This window comes from Chelativorans sp. Marseille-P2723, assembly GCF_902809845.1.
Classification (GTDB): domain Bacteria; phylum Pseudomonadota; class Alphaproteobacteria; order Rhizobiales; family Rhizobiaceae; genus Chelativorans.
The window spans coordinates 90,716-115,137 of the sequence record NZ_CADDWI010000013.1 but is presented as its reverse complement, the minus strand read 5'-3'; the positions used below and the strand labels follow the sequence as shown (position 1 = coordinate 115,137).

Below are 24,422 nucleotides of genomic sequence, written 5' to 3'. Positions count from 1 at the left end.
TCCGCCTAGGCGGCTATTGCCAAGGAGTGCTCCTCGCAAAACGTTGAAATGAGTTCTGACCGGAAGGCTGCTAGTGTATCGGTCAGGTTCTGCATGATCTTGTCGCGCTGGGGGCCGATCTCGGACCTGTCACCGCCGATGCCCACTGCCACATTGCGTCCTGCAATCTTCACCGGCAGAAGAGCTGCGCAGGCAGCCGCGCCGCTCAGCCGCTGATTGACCATGTAGAAAACATTCTTCGTACGCACCTCGCGGATCTTCGCCGTCATTTCGGCAACATCGAACTTGTGCGCAGGGTCTGTCTCGCGGGCCTTGATGAGGCGCACTATCCGGTCGATATGCACATCGGTCTCCCGGCTAAGCAGAAGCCAGCCATAAGCCGACCAGGTCAAGGGTAAGGAGCCGCCTTCGCTCACCCGCTGGGTTGACGGCAGCACGTCACCGACGATCCGGTGCCATTGAACGAAGATGTCGTTCTGCGTCGTAAGGGAGACGGTCTGGCCGGTATTCGCCCGCAGATCCTCCATCATCGCCGTCAGCACGCTCTCGCGGAACATATGCTCATAGCCAAGATGCTCCAGCCATTCGCCGATCCGGTAAACTTCTGGAGTGGGCAAATAGGTGCGCCGCTTTCTGTCAAATGAAAGGAAGCCAGTATCGACCATGCTCTTGAGCAGAAAGGTTGTGCTCGACTGCGGATAGTTGAGGCTGCCGATAATGTCTTTCTGGTTCAGTTCGCGACGTTGTTCGGAGAAGAGCCTCAGTATCTCAAGTACCCTGACAGCGGATTTTACCGGTCCACGCGACATGATATCCTCCTCAACGCAAAGACCTCTTGACCGAAGATACGATTGTCCGACAATGGGAGTCAAAGCAAAAATACGCCGGATGAATCATCCGGCTTTGTTTACAACCCTTCCGCTCAACCCTTCCGCTCAACCCTTCCGCTCAACCCTTCCGGCTGACCCTTGACGTCCGGCTTTGGCGTCGTTCGGTCTGCCGTTCAGTATAGAACGTTGTTCTGGCCTCCATCGCACATGATGAGCTGGCCGGTGATAAATCCCGCAGGAACCGAGCACAGGAACGCACACAACGCGCCTGCCTCTTCGGGAAGGCCCGCACGTGCCACCGGAATTCCTTTGAGCATCTTGGCCATAAGATCTTCGGCGGGAATGCCGCGCTCGGCCGCAATAGCCCGATAGGTGCGGCGGAAGGAGCCGCTCTCCCCACTATCGATGCGTCCGGTACCGATGGTATTTATGGTGATGCCATAACGGCCGAGTTCATTGGCGAGTGTCCGGGCAGCCCCCAATGCGGCGGGACGAACGATGTTGTGGACGATCATCGGGACCTCCTTATGGGGGTGCTTGGCGCACATCGATCCCAAAGTGACGATCCTGCCCCAACCTTTCTCCTTCATATGGCCGGCAACTTCCTCTACAGCCTTGAGAAAGCTCAAAACCGCCATGTCATAGCCTGCCAGATAATCCACGACATTGGCTTGATCTGCCAGCGAATCCGGAGGTCCTCCGTTGCTGTAGACCAGAATGTCAGGATTCCCATGTTCCTTCCGGATGCGGTCAAAGAGTGGCGCGATGTTTTCATGCCGGCTGACATCGCCCTGGATCGCAGAAACGCGATGCCCTTCCGCCGCCATTGCCTCCACCACTTCGTTTGCATCTTTCAGGCCTCGAGAGACCACGACCACTTGGCAGCCATCGCGGGCAAGCGCTTCCGCGGCAGCGCGGCCCACATTGCGGCTGCCACCCGTCACGACGGCCAGCTTGCCGCTGATGCCCAAATCCATCTCGTCCTCCCTTGATGAAGTAGGTCGGCCCAGGCCCTGTGCAGCTGCAGGCACAAGCCAACCGGTGCCTTTACCTGCCTTTCAGTGGGATCTTTTCGATATCCACTCCTACAAGCGCGTCGATTGTAGTTTGTCGGCGTACCATCCATGACCGATATTCGTCCGGCCATTTGTCATAGTTTCCGGTCAGCTCTAGAGAGGCTCGCAGTGCCCAATGTGGATCGGCAAGTGCCTCGCGGCCAATGCCAATAAAGTCTGCTTTGCCGGAGCGCAGGACCAGCTCTGCCTGCCCGGCATCGACGATGAGGCCGACGGCGACGGTGGGAATGCCGGCGCCACGGCGAACAGCTTCCGCAAACGGTATTTGAAAGCCCCAGTGGCGCGGTATGGCGCGGGTAGGCGTCAGCGAAGTCATTCCGCCCGACGAGCAATCCACCACGTCGACGCCGGCGCGCTTGAGTTCCCTTGCCAGGGAGATTGAATCTTCAATCGTCCATCCTCCGCCGGACCCGTCCAGCGCCGATATGCGGAAGAACAATGGTTTATCGTCTGGTATTTCCGCTCTGACAGCCTGCGCCACCTCGATCGCAAACCGCATTCGGTTCTGCAACGAGCCGCCATATTCGTCGGTGCGGAAATTGGATGCCGGCGAAAGGAACTGGTGGATCAGATACCCATGGGCGCCGTGTATCTCGATGATGTCGAACCCTGCTTCCACCGCCCGTCGCGCGGCGGCTGCCCATTGAATAACGTTGGCTGCAATATCCGTCTGGCTCATCGCGCGCGGCGTCGGCCAACCCTCCGCTGCCACTTCGCTCGCGGAGATGAGGGGCCATGGCGCGAAACCGCGCGCCGCATCCTCCTCCGTCAGGGGAGTGCCGCCGTCGCCCCCCTTTTTTGTTGCTCCCTTTCGGCCGGCGTGCCCCAACTGAATGGCAGGAACCGAACCACGTTGGCGTATGAACGCCGACACGCCTCGCAAGGGCTCGATCTGATTGTCATCCCAAAGCCCAAGATCCCAGGGCGAGATCCTTCCCTCGGGCGAAACAGCCGTCGCTTCCGCCATCACAATTCCGGCACCGCCGATGGCGAACTTGCCGAGGTGAACGAGGTGATAGTCCGTCGCCTTTCCGTCGGGTTCGGCCGAATACTGGCACATGGGCGATATCAGCACGCGGTTGCGCGCCGTTACTCCCCGCACGGTGAACGGCTCGAACAGGTGAAACGTTTCGGTTTCGGCCGACAACTCATTTGTGGCTAAGGACATTTCATACACTCCGGAAACGGGAAAGGGCGGCCTCGGCGGCAATCTGGCCGTAACACAATGCCTCACCAAGGTTTGCGCCGTCTGCCGGATACATCATGCCGCTCACCTGCCCGAGTTCGCCAGCAGAGAAGAGGCCTGGAATCGGTTCCCCCCTCACATCGAGGACCTTGCCCTGTGCGTTGCGGCGTGGGCCGCCCGTCGTGTTCGGGCCGCCCGGCCAGAGCTTGACGCAATAGAATGGTCCTGTGTCAATCGGAACAAGGCTTTCAACCGGCCTCCCGAATGGATCAATCCCGGTTGCGCAGGCTTCGTTATATGTCCGTATGCTTTCCGTTACTGCTTCGGCGGCATCCAGTCCCGCAGCCTTCGCGGCAGCAGCCGGGGTGTCGCCCTTCGCGATCCAGCCGCGTTCGATCTCCTTGGAATTATCGGCGCTCCACTCGTAAAGCCCGACGGAACAGGCGCCAACATTGATAAGCGTTGCCGGCGCTTTCAGCCGCCGCTTCTCATCAAAAATCCAATAGCAGGGCATACGGGGATGAATGCCGCGCTGCGTGTCGAAATGCACGAGGTGATAATAGAAGTCGTGCTTGTTCATGGCTTGATCATGTTCATTGGCAAAGCGTTTGCCATCTCCATCGAGGATCACGTACCCAGGCGGATCGATTGCGATGAAGAACGTCTGCCAACTGCCGTCGTCCAACTGGAAATGTCCAACCGCCCGCCCAACGATCTGCGGCATGTGCCAAAGATCCGCCCCCACTTCCTGCGCCATCCGGAGCCCGTCTCCGGTATTGCCGGGATTGCCATAGAAATACATGGGGTATGCGCGAAGATAGCTGAGCTTGGCCGCTTCGTCATATTCGAACCCGCCGGTGGTGAGGATCACGCCCTCGCGTGCACGAATGTGTTGTTCCTGGCCTGGCTTACCCGCGAGAATGCCGCATATTCGCCCATCCGCGTCGCGCAGCAATTTGCGGGCTGGAGCGCCCCAGAGGATCTCGGTGCTGCCAGCTTCGACCGTTTCGCGAAGGGAGGCAAACAGGCTCGCTCCATTGCCTGCCTGCGGGTCCTGCTTGAAGCGCGGCACTCCCTGCTGGAAAACCTCGCAAGCCTCCGCGCCTTCAAACTCCGGATGTTCTGCCCCATTGACCAACGTGAAGGGCGTGCCGCCACAATGGGCGTCCAGCCATGCCCGTAAAGTCGTCAAACGTTCTGCCAATGCGCGGATTTCAGCATTGCCGACCATCGGTCCTGCGCAGCGCGCCAGATAGGTTTCAGCCTTGTCCGCGTCATTAAACGTCATGACAAGCCCGCCTGACATGCGGATATTCGGTGTATGCCGTTCGCGCTCCTGCTTCTCGACCAGCAGGACCTTCGCACCGGTCTTGGCCGCGGTGATTGCCGCGGCCGCGCCGGCTGCCCCGAAACCTGCAATGACGAGATCTGCTTCGATATCCCACTGGTACTGAGGCATCAGCCTCTCCTTGAACTGATTTTAGGCCGGTTGATCCTGGGAAGCTGCGTCTGCGAGGTTCCCGAGATAGTAGGTGACGACCTTCTTGTCGGCCGCGACGACGTCTGCCGGACCGCTGTGAACGACCATGCCGCGCTCAAGCACGTAAGCGCGCGAGGCAATTTGCAGAGCCCGTCGCGCGTTCTGTTCAACGAGCAGGATGGTCAGGCCAGCCTCGTTCAGCCGCGTCAGTACGGAGAAGACCTGGTCAACGATCTTCGGCGCCAAACCAAGACTCGGTTCATCCAGGAGCAGCAGTTCCGGTGCGCCCATGAGTCCCCGACCGATCGCCAGCATCTGCTGTTCGCCGCCTGAAAGCGATCCTGCGCGCTGGTTCTGTCTTGCGCCCAGAACCGGAAACAGTTCGACGACCTGTTCGTGGGACCAGGTGGGAGAGCGGTTGCCGAGGGCAAGCTGGCCGAGCTGCAAATTCTCATACACGGAAAGATCGCTGAGGATCTGCCGTCCCTCGGGAACCTGTAGCAGGCCCATGCGCGCAATTGATGCGGGCCTGCGCCCGCTAAGCTCCTGGCCGTTGAAAAGGATCTGCCCGCTATCGGAAGGCACGATGCCGCTGATGCAGTTGAGAAGCGTGGATTTTCCCGCACCGTTGGCCCCAATGAGGGCGACCATTTCCCCCTTTGAAACAGTCAGGCTAACACCGTGTAGGGCGGTGATGCCGCTGTAGGATGCCGTCAGCTTGTCAATCTTCAGCATGTCACGTTCCGAGATAGGCGGCGATCACGTCGGGGCTTTGCGAGATTTCGGCGGGAGTGCCGTCGGCGATAATCCGCCCGGTATTCAGCACGTAGATTTGTTCGCAAAGAGCATTGACGAAGCGCATATTGTGCTCGATCAAAAGGATACCGATTCCGCGCTCCGCAAAGCTTTTGAACAACTGGATCATCTCGCCGGCCTCTACATCGTTCATGCCTGCGACTGGTTCATCGAGCAGGATGTATTTCGGCTTCACCGCGATGGCACGGGCGATCTCCACCCTTCGCTGGTGACCGTAGGCGAGTCCGGAAGCGATGCGGTGCGCGTATTCCACCATCCCCACATCCGCAAGAATCTGCATGGCCTTATCTCTAACAGCGCGGCGGTCTCGCTGCGCCGCCGGCAGACCAAGCATGCAGTCAAGGAACGAACTGTGTTCCTGTTGGGCGAGCCCGAGCGTCACATTCTCAAGGACGGTGGAATCCGTCAAAAGACGAACGTTCTGAAATGTACGGCTGACGCCGGCGCGGGCTACGCCGACGATGGTCTTCGCCGTTACGTCCTCGCCGTCCACGCTTACGGTGCCCCTGTCGATCCGTAAGACACCGGTAATAAGATTTACCAAGGTGGTTTTTCCAGCACCATTCGGTCCGATCAGTCCCACGATGCGTCCTGGATCGACCTGCAGGCTCACGTCCTGAGCCGCTTCGACGCCGCCGAAGCTACGGCTGACTCCTGAAACAGTGAGGCTCATGTACGCACCTCTTTGGAGGACTCTGCCGGCCACGTTACTGCCGAAGTTCGTCTCCGCCGCACGAGAGCGATCAGTCCGTCTACAACGCCTCTTGGTAGAAAGATGATCACTACCACCAGGAGCAAGCCGTTGAGCAACAGGCGATTCTCCGCCAGCGGACGGGCAATTTCCGGCAGGAAGGTCATGATTGCCGCTCCCACAACCGGACCCCAGATGGAGCGGCGGCCGCCAAGAATTACGGCAGCAAGCGTCATAGTCAGCATGACAAAACCATACTGATGCGGCTCGATCGAATAGATGTAGCCCGCCTGGAGCGCGCCAAAAAGGCCAGCGATTGCGCCGCTCAACGCGAAGGCAAGAGCATGGTGGAAGCTGATGGAAATGCCCAGCGAGCCGGCAACCGCCTCATCCTGGCGCAGGGCATCGAAGATGGCTCCAATACGGGAACGGCTTAGCGAGCCGAGAATGTAGAGCACGAAGGCGAGGGCAAACACCAGTCCCAGCGTCGATACTTGCTTGGGGATGTCGTTCATGCCAAGCGCGCCGCCGGTCAGGGGTTCCGCATAAAGTGCCACCGCCGCCACAATCTGTACGAAGGCAAGTGTCGCAATGGCTTGATAAGGACCGCGAAGCCGTGCGAGCGGGACGGAAAGTAGCAGGCCGACCGCAAGGCCGACGAGTGCAGAGAAGGGTGCTGCAATCCAGATGCTCAGGCCGAGGCTTTTCATCACGATGGCCGCTGAATAGGCGCCTATCGACACAATGCCAACCGTGGCGATCGAAAACACTCCAGCGCGCAGTACGATGTATTGACTGAGGGCAAAGCCGGCATTGAGCAGGAAGAAGTCTATCAATGGCTGATAGGCATAGAAGAAATTGATCATCGCCGAGCCACCCTTGCATCGCTGACGGCATCACCAAACAATCCGTTGGGGCGGACGAGGAGTACGGCGAAGAGCAGTGAATAAACGATGATGTCAGTGAGCCCCGTAGGGAAATACGCCACCGACAGCGTCTGGATGATGCCCAGTGCCAGCCCTGCCACCACAGCTCCGCGCAAGCTCCCAAGCCCGCCAAGGATCAACACCACGAAGCCACGCAGCAGATATGGCTCTCCCATGGAGAAATTGATCGAGTTGAAGGCAAGGCCGATCAGCACGCCGGCTAATCCGGCAAGTAGTCCGGAGATGAAGAACGTTTGCAGATAGATCATCCGCGGCTCGACGCCGAGCAGCATAGCCGCCCGTTCGTTGCTGCTTACTGCCCGCACCTGCCGCCCAAAGCTCGTTCGGTAAAGATAAAAGGCAAGCAGCGTCACGCACAGCACTGCGACTGCCGCTATGACGAACTGGAGCGGGGTAATGCGCATTCCGAAAAGGAAGAAAGGCTCCACCGGCACGATGCCAAAGGGGAAGCGCAGCGTTCGTGCATCCGAGGCGCGGAGCGCCAGGTTGACGAGGATCATCTCGACCCCAATGCTCGCAATCAGCATCGCGAACTCTGCGTCCCCCGTCTTTCGCAGCGGCCGGAAGGCCACGAAGTCGATCATCACCGACAGAAGGCCCGTAAACACCATCGCAATGAGAAAGGCCGCCCAGAGCGGCAGGCCGAGGGTGACGCTATACAGGCCAACAAACGCCCCGACCATGAAGATCGCCCCATGGGCGAGGTTCATGATCTTGTGAACCCCGAACACGAGATTAAAGCCGAGGGCGAAGAGGGCATAGACTGCCCCCAGAACGAGACCGTTGAAGAGCTGCTGCGCGAGCATCGACGGTTATCTCTGTCGCTGCTACTGGCCGGGCGCACGGACGAGCTGGCCGTCCTCAACCGTAAGGACGTTCATCTGGTACTGCGCCATCTGGTCGACCATCGAGAGCGTCCCGTTCCCGATGATCGTTTCAACGTCCTTCAATCCAGCCATCGCCTCTCGGATGGAATCGCGTGTCGGGTTGTCACCGGCTGCTTTAATCGCCTGACCGATGACCAGCGCCTCTGCGAAGCCGACTGCGGAGAAATTGTCGGGCTTTTCACCGAACTTGGCTTCGTATGCCGCTTCGAAGGTCTTGCCGAGCTCATTGATGCCGCCCGGCGAGTAATCCGCCAGCGAATAGGTTCCCTCGGCAGCCTCGCCTGCCGCATCGAGGAAGAAGCCGGTCGCCATGGTGGTTCCACCGATGATCAGCGTGTCCGGATCAAGGCCGGCACTCTTGGTTTGAATCACGAAATTCGCCGAAGTTTCCGGAGTCATCGCGAGATGAAGGCAGTCTGGATCCAGATCGACGATGCGCGTAGCGATTGCGGTAAAATCCGTATCGGAGAGCAGGATGGACGGCTCGTCAACGATCTCGACTCCTTTCTCCTTCACGATTCGGGCCCAGACATTGCTCTGTTCGACATAGGCTTCATTGTCCCGGGCATAGACGCGCACGCAGGTTTCCGGTTTCAGTACGTCCGCGGTGTAGTTAGCGATCGACTGAAACATGCGCGCTGGCGTATCCGATGCCTTGAAAACCCACTTGCGCCCCTCCACTACAGCGGGTGCGAAAGCGCTGGTGATCATTGGAACCTGCAACTCCTCCGCCCGCGGGGCGATCGACAGGGCGAGAATGCTGGATGAGGTCCCGACAACGACATGCACATTGTCGCGCAGCGCAAACTTGTTGAGCAGCGTCATGGACTGCGCCTTGTCAGTGGCGTTGTCCTCAATCATCAATCTGATGGTATTGCCGTTCATGTCGTGGTTGGCATTGAGCCATTCGACGCCAACCTCTATTCCGCGCGCCGTCTGTGTCCCCACATTGGCATTCAGCCCGGTCAGCTCTGCGGCAACGCCGACGAGGATCTCGGCAGCATGGACACTCATGGACGATGATGCAATTAGGGTAGCGGACGCTGCCAGTCCTAGCGTCAGTTTCCTCATCTTTACCTCCCTAGGCGCCAAAGCCGGCGCTTGTTACCTGTCGGTCATCACGAACGCTGACAGACGTTCCTGTATAAGGCGAGTTGCCAACTAGCATTCTCACGGGAATTGGAGGTTCGGGAGGCTGTAGTGTCAATGAAGGGAAGGTGTTTTTTGCAGATGCAATAATCCTGCCCCAGCAGCTTCCGGCGAGCCGACCGCCTCTCTAAACGCAGGCTGCATCGAGCTCACCGGGGAAGCCGCTGCCAAGCGGCAACCCAATATGGCTCGAATATTCACCGCTAATCGCGTTAGCACACGTTAGGGATTACTTCTTGATGAATTCTGGGAAGCCGTTCCTGACGGCAGCTTCGCACTTCTCGCGGTAGATGAAAGCGCCACCACGATATTGCACGACGCGCCGGCTTGTACGCCCTTCCCGGTTGCGATTCACACCTGTAAACCAAGAGTCCACTTCAGAGGTGAGAAGCGTCGATTGGACCTGGCGCGCATGTTCGGTCCATTCCTCCTCCGCTTCGGGCTTGGGTTCGACATAGGTCAACCCTTCCGCTTGCATGTAGCGGATCAGTTCAGCCAGCCACCAGGCGTTATATTCGCACGTGCGCGGTATGTTGCCCTGAGCGCTTAAGGGGCCAGCCGGCATGTAGAAATTCGGAAAGCCTGCCGTCATCACGCCAAGATAAGTGCTCGGCCCGTCTATCCATTTATCGTCCAGCTTTTGACCGCCCAAGCCTCGAATGTCGATTGCCTCGAAAGCGCCCGTAATGGCATCGAACCCCGTCGCATAAATCAACATGTCGAGTTCGTGGAAGCTTTCGCTCGTCTGCACACCCTGGGGAACGATACGCGTAATTGGCGTAGCTTTGAGGTCGACCAGCGTCACGTTGGGCTGGTTGTAGACTTCATAATAGTTGGTTTCGTGTGGTACCCGGCGTGTGCCGAAACCGTGATCCTTAGGTATCAGCTTCTCGGCCGTCTCCGGGTCCTTCACCCGCTCGCGGATCTTGCGCCGGATGAAATCCGAAATCAGGTCGTTTGCACGCCGGTCGGTGAGGATGTCCCGGAAGTTTCCTTGCCAGATGCCCATGCCGCGGGCATTGTACTTCTCTTCGAAGAATCGTTCACGTTCCTCATCCGAGACGTCGAAGATGCTTCGCTGGTCCGGCGTGTGGAGAAACCAGGCATAGGATGAATTCACCTTCCGCTTGAGTTCTTCGAAGCTGGCCTGAATCTGTTCCTGTTCCTCATCGGTGACTGGGCCGTTTCCAAGCGGCGCCATATAGTTGGCAGTGCGTTGAAACACCGTAAGATGCGCGGCTGATTTGGCGACCTCCTGTATCGTCTGCACGCCGGAGGCGCCGGTTCCTATCACGCCGACCCGTTTGCCTTCAAAGCTGACGGGATGCTTTGGCCAGCGCGCCGTATGGTATGCCTCCCCCGCGAAGCTTTCGATTCCATCGATCTTTGGTAGTTGCGGCTTGGTGAGCGGCCCGACGGCAGCAACGAGCCACCGGCCCCGGTATCGGGTTCCGTCCGCAAGGGTGACATCCCACGCGTTCTTCTCGTCGTTGAAATGCGCTTTATCGACACGCGACTTGAACTGCATGTCCCTACGCAGATCGAAACGATCGATGACATAGTTGAAATAACGCTCAGTCTCGGGCTGACCGGCAAAATGTTCAGACCATTTCCATTCCTGGAACAGCTCCTTGGAGAAAAAGAAGCCGTAGGAATAGCTCTCCGAATCGAAGCGTGCACCTGGATAACGGTTCCAGTACCAGGCTCCACCCGGGCCTCCGCCGGACTCAAAAAGGCGGCAGCGTAGTCCGAGATCACGCAAGTGCAGGAGCGCGGAAATTCCTCCGGCGCCAGCGCCAATGATTATGGCGTCATACTCGATCGGCGCGGAGGATTGTTGTTGTTTAATGGTCGTCGTCTGAGTTTCAATCATGTCAATCGTCTCGTCGCCTGTCGAGGTTGTCAAAGCCTCCACCTGTGTCTTCTGCAATATCCCCCGTTCGCGCTGCCGGCACTGAAATTATCCCCGCTAGGGGGACTATTACATATGCGACAAGCGGATGGCTGGGGTGCCTCAACGGCTGAAATTAAGTGGTAGCCCCGGCCGTGGCCATTCGAAGCTGACCAGCTTCCCGCTTTGTGAGAGTGTCACATAGGCCGTTCGTAATTCGGGGCCGCCGAAGCATATGTTGGTTACGTAGTGATCGGGAAGCGCGATGTGCTGGATCGAGCTTCCGTCTGGGGACACCACAGTAATGCCGCCATTCATCAGTGTCGCAACGCAAACGTTTCCGGCCGAATCGACCGCGAGCGAGTCGAAGAGCTGGTAACCGGGAAGACCGGCTAGAAGACGGCCTCCATGGGGAGAGGGAAAACCTTTCTTGGCCACCTCTCCCGGACCTGTGACTTCGAACTCCCACAAACGGCCGGTGACCGTCTCAGCGACGTAGAGGCGGCTTTCATCCGGTGATAGTCCAACACCATTGGCTTGCCACATCGGATATATGGCTTCAACGAGCAGGGAGCCGTCCGTGCGTCCGTAGTAGACACCGCCCCGGTGGACCATCCGCGGGTTCACCTTGCCTGCATCCGTAAACCAGAAGCCGCCTTGGCGGTCGAAGACGATGTCGTTCGGCCCACGGAACTTGATTGGGCCATTCCCGTCATAGAGACGCTCCACCTTGCCCGTGTCGAGATCGACACGCTCAATCCAGCCCACCGGGTCGCCCTCGGGTGCACCATGAGGGCGTAGCCCGAATTCATCCTCTATCCAGGCGAAGCCGCCATTATTGCAAACGTAAACCTTACCATCCGGCCCCAGGGCAGCACCGTTAGGGCCGCCTTCGAGTTCTGTGACGACGCTTCGTGTGCCGTCCGGTGTAATGCGGCTGAGCGTCCTTGCTTCGATCTCGACCAGCACAACAGAGCCATCAGCCATGGCGATGGGGCCTTCGGGAAAGCGAAGGCCGTCGGCAACAATCTTGAAATCAGGCTTTAGTGGCATAAGTCCCTCAGCAATTCATCGACAGAGCCATACGACATCCGTTTAGCTATGCGAGCGGGGTAGGCGATGAATTGCATATGGATTATCGCCGTCTTGCCCTGGTCTAAAGCAGCGCATTGATCCGTCCGCCATCGATCACAATCATCTGTCCGGTAATGAAGGCCGCGCGTGTGGAGCAGAGAAAAGCGACAAGCGCCGCCACCTCGTCCGGAGTGCCAGCGCGGCGCAATGGCACCGGCGCAAGCCTTTTTGCAATAAGCTCTTCGGCCGGTATGCCCTGCTTTTCGGCGAAGGCCCGATACGTTCTGCGGAAAGACGAGTCTTCGCCGCCGTCGATGGAGCCTGTGGCTATTGAATTGATGGTAATTCCATATGGGCCCAGATCATTGGCAAGCGTTCGGCTGAGCCCAACTGCGGCCGGCCGGCCAAGGTTGTGGAGCACCATCGAAACGTCGCGATGCGGCTCCTTGGCCGCTATGGATGCCATATTGATGATGCGCCCCCAGTTGCGGGCCTTCATATCGCCGGCCACCTCCCGGGTCCACCAGGCAAGGCCCTTCACCAGAATCCGGTAGGCCGCGTCGAACTCGTCTTCGCTCGCGTTGTCGAAGAGCGAATCCGGCGGCCCTCCATTGTTGTAGACGAGAATATCGATAGGCCCTTTCAAGGACCGTATTTTCGCGCAGGTTTTGCCAATAGCCTGCTTGTCCGTGGCGTCGGCGGCGATCGTGGCGATATCGTACCCTGCCTTCTGCAGCGGCTCAGCCGCCGCCTGCAGCCGCTCGGCATTGCGGGCAATCATGATCGTCCGACAGCCTTCCTGCGCAAGCTCCTTAGCGATTGCCAAGCCAAGCCCTCTGCTCGCCCCGGTAACCACGGCGGTCCTACCCGTCAAACCAAGATCCATCAGGTCCCTCCCCGAGCGGTGGTGATTGAGAGCGGCCGCTAAGTGCTTTGGGGGGCTCCGTGCGCTTCGGCGCGCTATTCATCCCGATGCCAAGCGTACTTGGCCAGACCGTCTCGACAACCACGCGCCGCCCTTATTGCGTTGGCAATATGGGCCGCTTTGAAAAGCGATGTGGAGTGGGCGTTGTTGATGTTTGCTTAAAGGGAAGGAGCAGATGCGTAGCTACGCATCATCCTTAAGTCTTGCTGCAAGCCGCTCTTTCAATCACGTTGGTTACCTGTTCTATGTAGCGATCAATACCAACTTTCCGCCTTCGGTATTTGGCGCGCTTGACGTACCAGTCCTGAAGCAGAGGCTTTACCATCGCCGCGAATAGCTGCGGGTCTTCGACGTCGAATACCCCGGCTGCGTTGCCGCGTTCGATAATTTCGGCCAGTTCCTGTTCGGCAAGCGTCTCTGAATCGACCGCCGCCTGGCGCACGGATCTCGGAAAGGACTTGGTTTCCATGAAGACGAAGACGAACCATTGCTGCATCGTCTCCGTCAGCCTGATATGTGTGTCGATGAGCCAGTACATATGTGCACGCGGATCCTGCCGCGTTTCTTCGGGAACTGAAGCAAGGACTTCGCTCATGGTGTTCGCGACCTCTCCGACAACCATCACGAGCAGCATCTCCTTGCTGTCGAAATAGGTGTAAAGTGCGCCCATGCTCAGCCCTGATTCATCGGCAAGTTCCCGAAGCGACATCGCATGATAGCCCTTCCGGTTGGAGAGGCGCAAAAAGGCCGTGACGATGCGCGACAGGTTGGCAAGGACGAGCTGCTGCTTACGTACTTTGATGCGCGCGCGATGGCGTTCAAGGATGCGTGCGCATAGTTCTTCGGTCGAGTAACGTGAGTTCAGGTCCTGCGCGTTTTTCACAGTAGGTCTCGGCTAGATCATTCCAGGATTTTTGAAAACGCCGAAATGAACCACGTCTTTGCATTTCTGCATTTCCGGATGGAAAGCCGGGATTCCACTTTCTTGAATCGCATCAGGCTCTCTCCCCAAATCTGGTGGAATTGCGAAAACGAATCACTTGTCTCCACGCTTGACAGCTAACAGTTCTTGGTTCATTCGAAAAGCGAGCGCTCGTTCACTTTTTAGGGAGGAGAAATGTTTGATCTGTCCGGCCGTACGGCAATGGTAACCGGAGCTTCAGGTGGGCTTGGGCTGCACTTTGCGAAGCTGCTAGCGCGGCACGGCGCGGCGGTTGTGCTGGCCGCACGTCGCGTTGAAGCTCTGGAGGAAGCGCGCGATGCTATTCGCCGCGAGGGCGGTACGGCCCAGGCGGTCGCTCTCGATGTAAGCGATTCAGCCCGCATCCGTGAAGTCGTGACGGCACTCGATCCGAAGGCGGACATTCTCATCAACAATGCGGGCCTGAGCGGCGCCGGCGCTGCAATGGATCTTCCCGAAGCTGAATGGGACCGCGCTCTCGATACAAATTTGAAAGGGGCTTTTCTCACCGCGCAGGCTTTCGCCGGCCGATTGCGCGAAGCGAGCACTTCAGGAAGCATTGTCAATATAGCTTCGATTCTGGGACACCGCGTGGCTGGTGGTTTGTCTGCCTATGCTACATCCAAAGCAGGGCTGGTTCAGCTCACTAAGGTGCTGGCACTGGAATGGGCCCGCTATGATATCCGCGTCAATGCACTCTGCCCGGGCTATATCGAGACGGACCTAAACCGCGGTTTTTTTGAGACCGATGCTGGCAAGGCATTAGTAAAGCGCATTCCACAGCGCCGACTGGGCCAGGCAGAGGACCTCGATGGCGCTCTGCTTCTGCTTGCGTCGGATGCAGGACGTTACATCACCGGCGCAACGCTTGCCGTGGACGGCGGCCATCTCGTCTCGTCGTTATAGGAGGAGCAGGATGGATTTCACTATCACAGAGCACATAGAGGGCATGCGCGCCCGCATAGCGAGCTTCGTCGAAGAACGCATCATGCCCCTCGAAGACGACCCTTTGAATTACGACGCGCATGAGAACATCCGACTTGACCTGGCAGACAAGCTGCGGAGCGAGGCACGGTCCAGGGGAATGTGGTGCCTGCAATTGAAGCCGGAGAGTGGCGGGGCCGGGCTTGGTAAGGTCGGCATGGCCGTTTGCTACGAGGAAATGAACCGGTCGATCTTCGGGCCGGTCATCTTCAACTCGGCAGCACCCGACGACGGCAACATGATGGTGCTGGAGATGGCCGCCACCGAGGCGCAGAAGGAGCGCTGGCTAAAGCCGATCGTCGAAGGAAAAGTTCGCTCTTCCTTCGTGATGACGGAGCCGGCTCCGGGCGGCGGCTCGGATCCTTCCATGATGCAGACCACTGCCACGCGCCTTGGTGATCGGTACGTAATTCGCGGTAGAAAATGGTTCATCACCGGTGCTGAGGAAGCAAAGCATTTCCTCCTTGTCGCTCGTACGTCTGACGATTCACGTCGCGGTCTGACCGCCTTCCTCTTCGACCGTGACCAGCCGGGTTGGCGGATTGATCGACGTATCAAGATCATGGGTCCGGAAGAGCACGGCGGGCATTGTGAGCTCGTATTCGAGGGACTGGAAATTCCCGTAGAAAACGTGCTTTTGTCCGAAGGCGACGGTTTGAAATTGACCCAGATGCGGCTTGGCCCGGCGCGGCTGACGCACTGCATGCGCTGGCTGGGCCTGTCAAAGCGCTGCGTGGAAATCGCGCAGGCTTACGCCGCTGAGCGTTTCGCCTTTGGGGAGCGGCTGTCCAGGCGAGAAAGCATCCAGATGATGCTTGGCGACCTCGCCATGAAAATCGAGGTCGGGCGAATCCTTGTCATGAAGGCTGCCTGGGCGCTTGATCAGGGCAGCTTCGCCAGAAAAGAAGTGTCTATGGCGAAGGTCCACGTCGCTAACCTCCTCCATCAAGCCGCAGATGTTGCTATTCAGATCAACGGCGCGCGCGGCTATTCGAAGGACACTGTGCTGGAGTGGATCTACCGCTATGCCCGCCAGGCAAGGCTCGTAGACGGAGCCGATGAGGTCCACAAGATGGTGCTGAACCGATTCCTGGAGAAAGAAGACAGGGACTTCTGGCGCTGGCAGGTGGCTGAAGGGTAGAGCGGTGATCGCTACGCACCATCCAGAAGCGGCATCAGCTCGGGCTGATGCCGCTTTGATCTCTGCTGGAACCGAATACTGTGCCACAGCCTCGCCTGAGTATGTTAGGCGAGCGCAGCGATCACCTCGGTCAGGTAGAAGGCGCGGTCAAGCGTGGCATCCAGTGTAATGGGTATCGGCTGCGTCTCCTCGGTGTGTACATCGGGATTTCGCACCCAGATGCCCGAAGCACACTGACTCTGTGCAATCCAGTCGGCGACCTCCATTGCCAGCTCTTTGTATTGTGGGTTTGCGCTGTGGGCCGCCATCTGGGACGCGCCCCAGGCCAGCTTGCTCGTATTCATGTTCCCAGCGAAATCTTCGCGGCAGGCAAGCGCGAACTCCAACAGCTTGTCCGCTGACCCAAGCCAATGCTTCTCCCCCGTCGCTTCATACAAGCGCGCGAAGGTATACATGGCTATGCCGATGTACCAATAGGTCTGCTTGCGCTCGCCGATCCCGATGTTCCATCCCTTGCGGGGAATATCGGGAGACGGGTCGAAAATACCGCGTTGCGGGTCCCATCGCATGATCATCCTGCGGGGGTTCGACTGAGCTTCCAGCATCCTTTCGATGAGCTGGCCAGCCTTTACTGCCGCCTCGACGCGGTTTCCTGCTAATAGCGCATTGATGACGTTGCAAGTGGTGCCCCAATCGGCTGCAGGATCATGCGCGCCGTTTCCTACGCCGCCGCTGTCTGGATCAAGATCGAGCTCCATGGTTGCTATGGCTGGCATCGACACGTCGTAGGCGCCCATCATGTGAGCTCCAATGACGAACCAGGCATGCCGGTAGCCCGGGCCGGAGGAGGCGCCAGGATACCGGTCGCCATCCGTCTCGAACCGGCCGTTCTCAAAAAACCGATTGCGGATGCGGTTCAGTATCCGGCCTGCCTCGATAGGCCTTCCTCCGGTCCACAAAGCGGGAAGAGCCTTGTAATAGCCGAAGACGATGTCCTCACTGCCAGCGATGGTTCCATCCTTGCTAATGCGCGGGATTACCCAGTCTACCGCCCGCCGCGCAGCCTCCTGATACCGCACGAGCCTGTCCTGCATTTTCGCTCCTCTACCGAACAGAAATTCGCAAGCGGACCGTTTCGTAACGGAACCCTGGCTTGCCCTTGTAACCTGCAAGCCGATCTAACAGCGCTTCCAGCGGCAACGAAACGTGCAACCGGCTTTCTGCTGCAGCGGCGTTACCAATATTACATATGTGCTGAAGCACTCGGCTCAGGCCGGGCCTTTGTAGCGATCAATCGACGCGCACGAACTTGCGGATGCGGTGCACGATGCCGTTTACGTCGAAGACCCTAGCCACATAGGAATCGCCGTCTTCGGCCATGCGCCGCAGCATTATATGCTGGGCCTTGCCGTCGAGTGGATTACGGCTGACCCGGTAGTGCGTCCGCTCATCGACATAGATGAGGCGTACCAGTCCGTAAGTCTGGCCAACCTCGAAGCGGCGCTCTCGCACGCCACCGCTGGCCTTGATACGGCGCTTGAATTCGTCCAGCTCGACTGCCGGATCGGCGCTCGACGAGATGATTTCGCGCACGGCGTAGGGCACCCATTCCACCCCGTCGTAGGGCGCGGTATAGCCGATGCGGATCTTCGGTCGGTCGCCATAAAGAACTTCGTAATCCTGTACACCGTCTTCGATCCGCAAGGTAATGACCTCTTCGCCGACCTCATCCGGTACATGCTTTCCAAGATTGTCGTCCCAAACGGCGGATTCGGCCGTATCAATTGTCCAGGTGCCATGAAAAGGATCGACCATCCGGGTACTCCGTACAACGTAGCACAAAGCGGGATAGTCCAGGCTATCTCACTATAGTGGGGGTTGAAGGCCTCACGGGCTATTGGGGCCAGGATTGCATTTACAATATGCACGGCCGAGGACGCGCTTGCGCCCTGAGAATAATCCATATGCATTATAGGAGCCGGTATGTTGCGGGCCGCTTTCATTTTTCAAAGCTTTCTTTCATGCTCGCCTCCGCCGGCGCTGGCCGGCCGCCACCAAAGATAAGGAGGGGAGGTATGCAGATTTCCAAACGGCATCTTGCCACCTGTGCTGCAATAGCTCTCGGCTGGGCCATCTCGTCGAATTCCGTAGCAGCGAGCGAACCGCCGGCGGAACTCGTGGAAGCCGCTAAGGCTGAGGGCATGCTGGTTTTCTACAGCGCAAACCCCGTCGCCGGCACCGAGCACCTGGCAGAGGTTTTCGAAGAGAAGTACGGCATCACCGTCCAGCCGCTGGCGCTTCCTGCCGGCACGCTCCTGCAGCGTTTCGCATCAGAGCTGGAGGCGGATTCATTTAACGCCGATATCATTCTCGGGGCCACCTTCGACCAGGTTGTAACGGATGATTTCGTGCCGAAGGGTTGGATGGTACCCATTCAGGAAGCAGGCATCCCCGCACTTGAGGATGGCTCCTATCCCCAAGAGTTCCTGAACAAGAGTACCGCTACGGTCGCCTACAATCCTTGGACCATGGCCTACAATAGCGATCTGGTTCAGGGCGACGACGTGCCCACCAGCTTTGAGGCGCTTGCCGATCCCAAATACAAGGATCGTGTCTGCATTCCCAATCCGGAAGTGGCGTTGGCTTATATCGAAGTTTGGGACCGAATGCGGGCCGAGTATGGCGAGGAGATGCTTTCCGGCGTCGCTGCAAACAACCCAAAGGTATTCGAAAGCGCAGCCGCTGCCGCATCAGCGCTTGCCGCCGGCGAATGCGTGGTTGCGGGGCCGGTTTCGGGGCCGGCAATCGCCGCCTTGCCGGGACGGGCTCCGGTCGTCGCATTCATGCCGCCAGTTACAACTGGTACGCAGATGGAGCTGGGCTTTATCAACCCTGAAAAAATCGCTCATCCGAACGCAGCGAAGCTGTTTGCGCATTATGTGCTTACGCCGGAAGGTAATGAGCAGCAGGCTACGGTTGGCGACAATATCTGGGTTCTCGATCCATCGAAAACGATCGAGGAAATAACTGTCTTGCAGGCAGCTCCGGATGCAGGCGACCGCCAGGACAAGATACTGCAGTTGCTGGGCCGCAAGTAGACCCCAATCGAAGTTCCGCGCAAGAAGGCACTTTGCGCGGAACTTCCGCCTTTTGATTTCACCGGCGATGGCTATCCAGTGAACTCCACCATTCTGCGCACTGCTTCATCCGCGGCGCCTCCGGCGGCTTCATCGGCAGGTTTCAGGCAGCGGGTTGCCGCCATGCGGGCTTTCCGCGGTGGCTGGTTCGGCATCCTGAGCGGAGCTTTAGGGACAATATGCGCTGGTGTTGTCCTGTATCTGGTTACCCGGATTGCGTTGCGGCTTTTTTTCACTGGCGGCCGCTTTGACAATGAGCTTTTTAAGCGGGTGTTTGCCTATCAGGGCCTGGGCGAGGTTTTATTCAACACCTTTATAATCGTACTCGTCAGTATGGTCCTGTCCCTTTGCATAGGGGCCTTCTTTGCGTGGCTTATGGAGCGCACGGACGCGCGGATCAGCTGGCTGGCTGGTCTGCTGCCGATGTTCTCGATGATCCTTCTGCCCATAGCCGGGGCAATCGGATGGGTGTTCCTGCTCGCTCCGCAAGCCGGGTTCCTCAACGCACTTTTGAGGGGCATCTTCGGCTGGTTCGGCGTGACCGTGACGTCCGGTCCGCTCAATATCTATAGCTGGACCGGGATGATACTGCTTTACACCGCTTATATGATCCCGTTCGCGTTCCTGATGATCTCGACGGGTTTGCGCAGCAGCGACCCGAGTATGGAAGAAGCCGCGCGCATCAGCGGAGCCTCGCTTTTACAAACAGTGCGGCATGTCACCATTCCTGTCCTGCGGCCGAGCCTTGGGGCTGCTGCGCTCTATATCATCTGGTTCGGCTTCTCCTTCTTCTCCGTACCGGTGGTCATCGGTACCGAGCTCGGCGTGAACGTTCTTGCCGTTGAAATTGTGAGGCTCGTCACTTTCACCTATCCGTCTGACATCCCCGTCGCGATCGGACTCAGCGTATTTCTGATAGCCGTGCTCGGTACCGCTTGGTTCTTCCAGGGCCGGATCCTGCGCGCCAACCGTCATGCGTCCATCGGCGGCAAGGGGCAGCGGGGGGCAATTGTACGCCTGGGCAAATTCCGGGTTTGGGCGCAAGCAGCGCTGATGCTTTATGTCCTTTTAACATTCATCCTGCCCCTGGTCGCGCTGACGCTGGTTGCTCTCAACGGATATTGGACCCCGAACATCAGTTGGGGATTGTTGGAACTGTCGAACTTGTGGGCAGGGACACTGGATAACCGCGCCGCCATGCGTTCGTTATCCAATAGTCTTCGTCTTTCGGTGATCGGGGCGACAGCCGCGATCCTCATAGCGGCGATTTTCTCGCTCTACCTGCGCAATTCGGGGTCGCGCTGGGCGCAATTCCTGGATGCAATAATTAAGCTTCCTTCCGCGCTTTCTGCCATCGTTATTGGCCTCGGGTTTATACTGGCCTTCGCCGGCCCGCCGTTCAATCTCGGCAATACATTCGCCATCCTGCTGTTATGCTATATTGTGCTCTTCCTGCCCCAGGCGACGATTTCCGCCGATGCTGCGGCCTCACAGATCGACAAGCAGCTCAGCGAAGCTTCGTGGGTCTCCGGTGCGGGCGGGGGGAGAACATTCCTGTTCATCAGCTTGCCGCTGATGATTCCCGGCCTGATTGCCGGTTGGGGCTTGCTCTTCGTGTGGATGACCGGCGAACTCAACGCTTCGATCATGCTGTCGGGTACGCGCGTTCCCGTGATCGGCTTTCAGATCCTGCAAATTTTCCAGACCGGGGGGTTCCCGGTTCTTGCTTCGCTTGCCCTCGTTCTAACGGCGATAAACGTAGTGGTTCTGTCGGCTGCCCATCTTTTCGAGCGCTGGATCGGCGATGGAATGGTGATCGCAAGAACGCGTCGGGCGCAGGCGCAACGGTCATGAACGCTGCAACCTCTGAAGGAACCTCAAGAGACCGCCTTATGAATGTTTCGGATATCGAGGTGAACAACAAGAGTTCGTCTTCCGAGGGGGGGCGGGTTGTGCGCGAGCCGGCGGTTGCCATGCGTGGTATCCGGAAGTACTTCAAGCGCCGCGACGGCACGAACGTGCCTGCAGTCGATGGCATAGATCTCGTTGTGGAGCAGGGCGAGTTTGTAGTTCTGCTCGGCCCTTCAGGTTGCGGCAAGACTACGCTGCTGCGCTGCATCGCGGGCCTTGAATCGCCGGATGCTGGTGAGATCACGATTCACGGCAAGCCGCACTATGTTTCCAAACATGGTTTGGATACCTCACCGGACAAGCGGAAGCTTGGTATGGTGTTTCAATCCTACGCCTTGTGGCCGCACATGAAGGTGTTTGCGAATGTTGCTTATCCGCTGCGGATCAAGCGCGTGTCCCGAACGCAGATTCACCAGCGCGTCACCGAGGTGCTGAGGACCGTTGGTGTTGGGGAACTTGCCAACCAATATCCTGGCCAGCTCTCCGGCGGGCAGCAGCAGCGCGTGGCCCTAGCGCGCGCGCTGGTGACGAGCAATGGTCTTCTGCTCTTCGACGAGCCGCTATCAAATGTCGATGCAAAGGTAAGAGAACAGCTTCGCTACGAGATCCGCCGCATGCAGCAGGAGATCGGCTTCGCCGCCATCTATGTTACGCATGATCAGGAAGAAGCCATGGAAATGGCCGACCGCATCGCCGTTTTAGATAGCGGCAAGATAGCCCAGCTTGGGACCGCAGAGGAAATCTACGAGACTCCATCGAACCGGTATGTTGCCAAGTTCATTGGCGCGACGAACGAGATCGAAGGACAAGTGGCCTCTATCGCCGACAAAAGGGTAGGCGTCTCTACCGAGGCTGGAATGATAGTGGGCGTGCCGGGTGAGGAGGGGCTGTCCCTCGGTGACATGGTGAGCGTTATCGTGCGTCCCGAGAAGTGCCAGCTTGTTCAGGCGGATGAGGTGGCGGGCGAAAATCAGTGGCCGGTGGAGCGAGCGTCGAACATCTTCATGGGTGCGAGCCGTCGCGTCGTGGCTTGCGTCGCGGGCTGGGGCGATGTCCTCATTCAGTTTTCCAGCGGTGACCCGCTTCTGGATGCAAAGGAAAATTTGCGCTTGTCCATCCCTGCACAGTGGGCCCGCATCTACCGGCGATAGAAAAGCTTCTATCGCGTCCGTGGCTTGAACAGGTAGACTGACCTATCTGCGGCCATGGCCTCTGACAGCGGCATGAGCGACGTGCCGGAGCGGTTCTTCAGCTCGCCGACCACGCGGGCAAGGTCATCGGTCTCGATCCAGTAAAGGGCGAGGTAGCTGAATGGGTAGGGCGGGTCCGAACGCTGCGAGGCGCTCAGCTCGAAGCGTTCCGCACTCACAATCCCGGGGATTTTTAGCACGTCGGCGAGATGCTGGTTATCATACCACTCATTATATTCTTCCTCGCGCCCCTCGACCGGATTCGTCATCACCACCATCAGATGCCGTTCCATCGCCTCCTCCCGATACTTAGCTTGCGGCAGCGAGGATCATGTCGGCGGCCTTTTCTCCGATCATGAGAGCTGTCGCATTGGTATTCGAGGCAGGCATGGTCGGCATGATTGACGCGTCGGCAACGCGAAGGCGCTCAATACCATGAACCCGCAGTTGCGGGTCGACGACTGCCATGCCGTCAACTCCCATCCGGCAGGTGCCAATCGGATGATAGGAGGTCTGTCCGCTATCGCGGATGTATTCGAGAAGATCGTCGTCCGTTACGGCGCCGGGTCCGGGCCGAAGTTCTCCCACAATGAAGTCGGACAATGCCGGTTGCGCCGCCACCCGGCGTGCGAGCTTCAGACCATATGTGAGCACCCGGACATCCTCGGGGTGGGAAAGCTGGTTCGGCATGATCGCTGGCGGTTGCTGGTGATCCGGACTTGCGATGTGGAGCGAACCTCGCGATTCCGGGGAAAGCTGCACCACACCAATCGTAAGCCCGGGATGCGGATCAATGCCGAGATCCTTTGAATAAGCCATGCGGTCCTTGCCGCTGAAATGATGCAGTTGCAGCTTGACGTCAGGCCGCCCGTCGCCGGGGCGTGTCCGAGCAAGAGCCTGGGCAGTGGCAAGGGGCGTGGTCATGAGCCCCCGGCCGAAGAAGAGAAACTGCATTCCGACCCAATATTTGAACCAGGGCTTGCTGACGATCTCGTTCAGCCCTCTGGTTTTCCGGGCCTTAAAGCTCACGCGTGTCTGCAAGTGATCGATCAGATTCTCGCCCACGCCCTTAAGAGAAATACGAGGGGTAATACCGTGACGCTGCAGGATCTCGGGATTGCCGATACCCGACAGTTCGAGCAGTTGAGGGCTGGCTATGGCTCCTGCGGATACAATCACCTCGCGCTTGGCACGAACCGAATGGGACATTCCGTCAACGGAATAGGTCACGCCCTCTGCGCGATTCCCGGAAAGATCGATACGGGATACAAGGGCACCGGTTATCACCTTCAGGTTGGAGCGGTTGCGAGCTGGCTTCAGATAGCTAACCGCCGCGCTCTGCCGGCGTCCGAACTTCGTGTTGTACTGAAGATAGCTGGCGCCGTAACAATCGCCCGCGTTATAGTCGTCGTTCTGCGGAAGCCCGCTTTCCACACATGCACGAATAAAAGCGTCAGTAACGGGAATGCGGGCATTCAGTCGTTCGACCTGAATGGGCCCATCCATTCCCCGCCAGCGAGGATCGCCGCCTTTGAAGGATTCCAGCTTCTTGAAGTATGGCAATACATCTTCGAAGCTCCACCCCGTTGCGCCTCGTGCCGCCCAGTCGTCGTAGTGCCAGTGGTCGCCCCTGACGAAGAGCGTTCCGTTGACGGAGCTCGAACCGCCCAGCGTCTTGCCCCTTGGCCAGCGGAGCCTGCGGTTGCGCAGCTCTGGGACAGGCTCCGTCTCGTACTGCCATATAACGTCCGTCCGGCGCAGCATTTGACCGGTCCCTAGCGGCGCGCGCATCCAGAACAGGCGGTCGGGTCCACCGGCTTCCAGGAGCAGGACCCGAAAGCGCCCCGACTCGGATAAGCGAGCGGCAATCACAGAGCCGGATGATCCGGCACCGACAACGATATAGTCCCAGCTTTCGACAGCAGAAGCAGCCATGTCTCTCAGTTGATCGAGGTTTGTGGAAACAGGAGGCGCGCGACCGAAATGGCGACTGCACGCCGACAATGGTCCAGTCTTACCTTCGGTGAATTCTGGCGCGATATCCTCATGCCCAACACCTACCTTGATCAACGCGCGGCCGGTAGCCAATCACCGTTTCAAAGGTGCGGGAAACGTCCTTATTGCATACGCGTTTATAGCCGGCTTT

General features: G+C 58.4%; 22 protein-coding genes. 5 read left to right on the top strand and 17 right to left on the bottom strand.

The features are described from left to right. Positions 1–5: 5 nt before the first annotated feature. The 13 genes from HUS57_RS11840 to HUS57_RS11780 all read right to left on the bottom strand — a co-directional run bounded on the left by HUS57_RS11840 (position 6) and on the right by HUS57_RS11780 (position 13,835). Positions 6–809 carry a helix-turn-helix domain-containing protein gene (locus HUS57_RS11840; RefSeq protein WP_173933993.1) on the bottom strand — a complete coding sequence of 268 codons (804 nt, stop codon included), beginning with the start codon at positions 807–809 and terminating at the stop codon, positions 6–8. A 194-nt stretch (positions 810–1,003) separates the two neighbouring features. After that, positions 1,004–1,807: an SDR family oxidoreductase gene (locus HUS57_RS11835; RefSeq protein WP_173933991.1), complete on the bottom strand. Its 804-nt coding sequence runs from the start codon at positions 1,805–1,807 to the stop codon at positions 1,004–1,006. 70 nt (positions 1,808–1,877) lie between these two features. Then, entirely contained in the window at positions 1,878–3,074 is a 1,197-nt protein-coding gene (locus HUS57_RS11830) for an NADH:flavin oxidoreductase/NADH oxidase (RefSeq protein ID WP_173933990.1), read from the bottom strand. A gap of 1 nt (position 3,075) precedes the next feature. Continuing rightward, positions 3,076–4,551 carry an FAD-binding protein gene (locus HUS57_RS11825; RefSeq protein WP_173933988.1) on the bottom strand — a complete coding sequence of 492 codons (1,476 nt, stop codon included), beginning with the start codon at positions 4,549–4,551 and terminating at the stop codon, positions 3,076–3,078. Between the two features lie 21 nt (positions 4,552–4,572). After that, entirely contained in the window at positions 4,573–5,307 is a 735-nt protein-coding gene (locus HUS57_RS11820; protein ID WP_173933986.1) for an ABC transporter ATP-binding protein, read from the bottom strand. Between the two features lies 1 nt (position 5,308). Then, positions 5,309–6,061, bottom strand: a complete 753-nt coding sequence (locus tag HUS57_RS11815) for an ABC transporter ATP-binding protein (protein WP_173933984.1) — start codon at positions 6,059–6,061, stop codon at positions 5,309–5,311. Next, on the bottom strand, positions 6,058–6,945 hold the full coding sequence (locus tag HUS57_RS11810) for a branched-chain amino acid ABC transporter permease (RefSeq protein WP_173933982.1): 888 nt from the start codon (positions 6,943–6,945) through the stop codon (positions 6,058–6,060). The genes HUS57_RS11815 and HUS57_RS11810 overlap by 4 nt, the downstream gene beginning before the upstream one ends. Continuing rightward, the gene (locus HUS57_RS11805) at positions 6,942–7,832 is read right to left on the bottom strand and encodes a branched-chain amino acid ABC transporter permease (protein ID WP_173933980.1); all 891 of its coding nucleotides are present in this window, start codon (positions 7,830–7,832) and stop codon (positions 6,942–6,944) included. The genes HUS57_RS11810 and HUS57_RS11805 overlap by 4 nt, the downstream gene beginning before the upstream one ends. 21 nt (positions 7,833–7,853) lie before the next feature. Then, on the bottom strand, positions 7,854–8,984 hold the full coding sequence (locus HUS57_RS11800; RefSeq protein WP_173933979.1) for an ABC transporter substrate-binding protein: 1,131 nt from the start codon (positions 8,982–8,984) through the stop codon (positions 7,854–7,856). Positions 8,985–9,291: 307 nt separating this feature from the next. Next, positions 9,292–10,968, bottom strand: coding sequence for an NAD(P)/FAD-dependent oxidoreductase (locus tag HUS57_RS11795; protein ID WP_246727857.1), 1,677 nt, complete (start codon positions 10,966–10,968; stop codon positions 9,292–9,294). A 108-nt stretch (positions 10,969–11,076) separates the two neighbouring features. Next, positions 11,077–12,006 carry an SMP-30/gluconolactonase/LRE family protein gene (locus HUS57_RS11790; RefSeq protein WP_173933977.1) on the bottom strand — a complete coding sequence of 310 codons (930 nt, stop codon included), beginning with the start codon at positions 12,004–12,006 and terminating at the stop codon, positions 11,077–11,079. Between the two features lie 103 nt (positions 12,007–12,109). Next, positions 12,110–12,913: an SDR family oxidoreductase gene (locus HUS57_RS11785; RefSeq protein WP_173933975.1), complete on the bottom strand. Its 804-nt coding sequence runs from the start codon at positions 12,911–12,913 to the stop codon at positions 12,110–12,112. Between the two features lie 235 nt (positions 12,914–13,148). Beyond that, positions 13,149–13,835, bottom strand: coding sequence for a TetR/AcrR family transcriptional regulator (locus tag HUS57_RS11780; protein ID WP_246727856.1), 687 nt, complete (start codon positions 13,833–13,835; stop codon positions 13,149–13,151). A gap of 234 nt (positions 13,836–14,069) precedes the next feature. On the opposite strand from HUS57_RS11780, the gene HUS57_RS11775 reads away from it, so the two are divergent. Next, positions 14,070–14,819: a glucose 1-dehydrogenase gene (locus HUS57_RS11775; protein ID WP_173933972.1), complete on the top strand. Its 750-nt coding sequence runs from the start codon at positions 14,070–14,072 to the stop codon at positions 14,817–14,819. Positions 14,820–14,829: 10 nt separating this feature from the next. Continuing rightward, a complete protein-coding gene (locus tag HUS57_RS11770) occupies positions 14,830–16,038 on the top strand; it encodes an acyl-CoA dehydrogenase family protein (RefSeq protein ID WP_173933970.1) in 1,209 nt (402 codons plus the stop codon). Between the two features lie 104 nt (positions 16,039–16,142). Here the strand turns inward: HUS57_RS11770 and HUS57_RS11765 are convergent, their stop codons facing one another. Beyond that, a complete protein-coding gene (locus tag HUS57_RS11765) occupies positions 16,143–17,132 on the bottom strand; it encodes a hypothetical protein (RefSeq protein ID WP_173933968.1) in 990 nt (329 codons plus the stop codon). Between the two features lie 196 nt (positions 17,133–17,328). Next, positions 17,329–17,853: a hypothetical protein gene (locus HUS57_RS11760; RefSeq protein ID WP_173933966.1), complete on the bottom strand. Its 525-nt coding sequence runs from the start codon at positions 17,851–17,853 to the stop codon at positions 17,329–17,331. A gap of 260 nt (positions 17,854–18,113) precedes the next feature. Between HUS57_RS11760 and HUS57_RS11755 the strand changes: the two genes are divergently transcribed. The 3 genes from HUS57_RS11755 to HUS57_RS11745 all read left to right on the top strand — a co-directional run bounded on the left by HUS57_RS11755 (position 18,114) and on the right by HUS57_RS11745 (position 22,237). Then, on the top strand, positions 18,114–19,136 hold the full coding sequence (locus HUS57_RS11755) for an extracellular solute-binding protein (protein WP_173933964.1): 1,023 nt from the start codon (positions 18,114–18,116) through the stop codon (positions 19,134–19,136). Positions 19,137–19,214: 78 nt separating this feature from the next. Next, positions 19,215–21,029, top strand: coding sequence for an iron ABC transporter permease (locus HUS57_RS11750; protein ID WP_173933962.1), 1,815 nt, complete (start codon positions 19,215–19,217; stop codon positions 21,027–21,029). 38 nt (positions 21,030–21,067) lie between these two features. Beyond that, entirely contained in the window at positions 21,068–22,237 is a 1,170-nt protein-coding gene (locus HUS57_RS11745; protein WP_173933961.1) for an ABC transporter ATP-binding protein, read from the top strand. A gap of 8 nt (positions 22,238–22,245) precedes the next feature. Here HUS57_RS11745 and HUS57_RS11740 read toward each other — a convergent pair whose 3' ends face one another. Further along, positions 22,246–22,569, bottom strand: coding sequence for a DUF4286 family protein (locus HUS57_RS11740; protein ID WP_173933959.1), 324 nt, complete (start codon positions 22,567–22,569; stop codon positions 22,246–22,248). A 16-nt stretch (positions 22,570–22,585) separates the two neighbouring features. Then, a complete protein-coding gene (locus HUS57_RS11735; RefSeq protein ID WP_173933958.1) occupies positions 22,586–24,211 on the bottom strand; it encodes a GMC family oxidoreductase N-terminal domain-containing protein in 1,626 nt (541 codons plus the stop codon). Positions 24,212–24,422 lie beyond the last annotated feature (211 nt).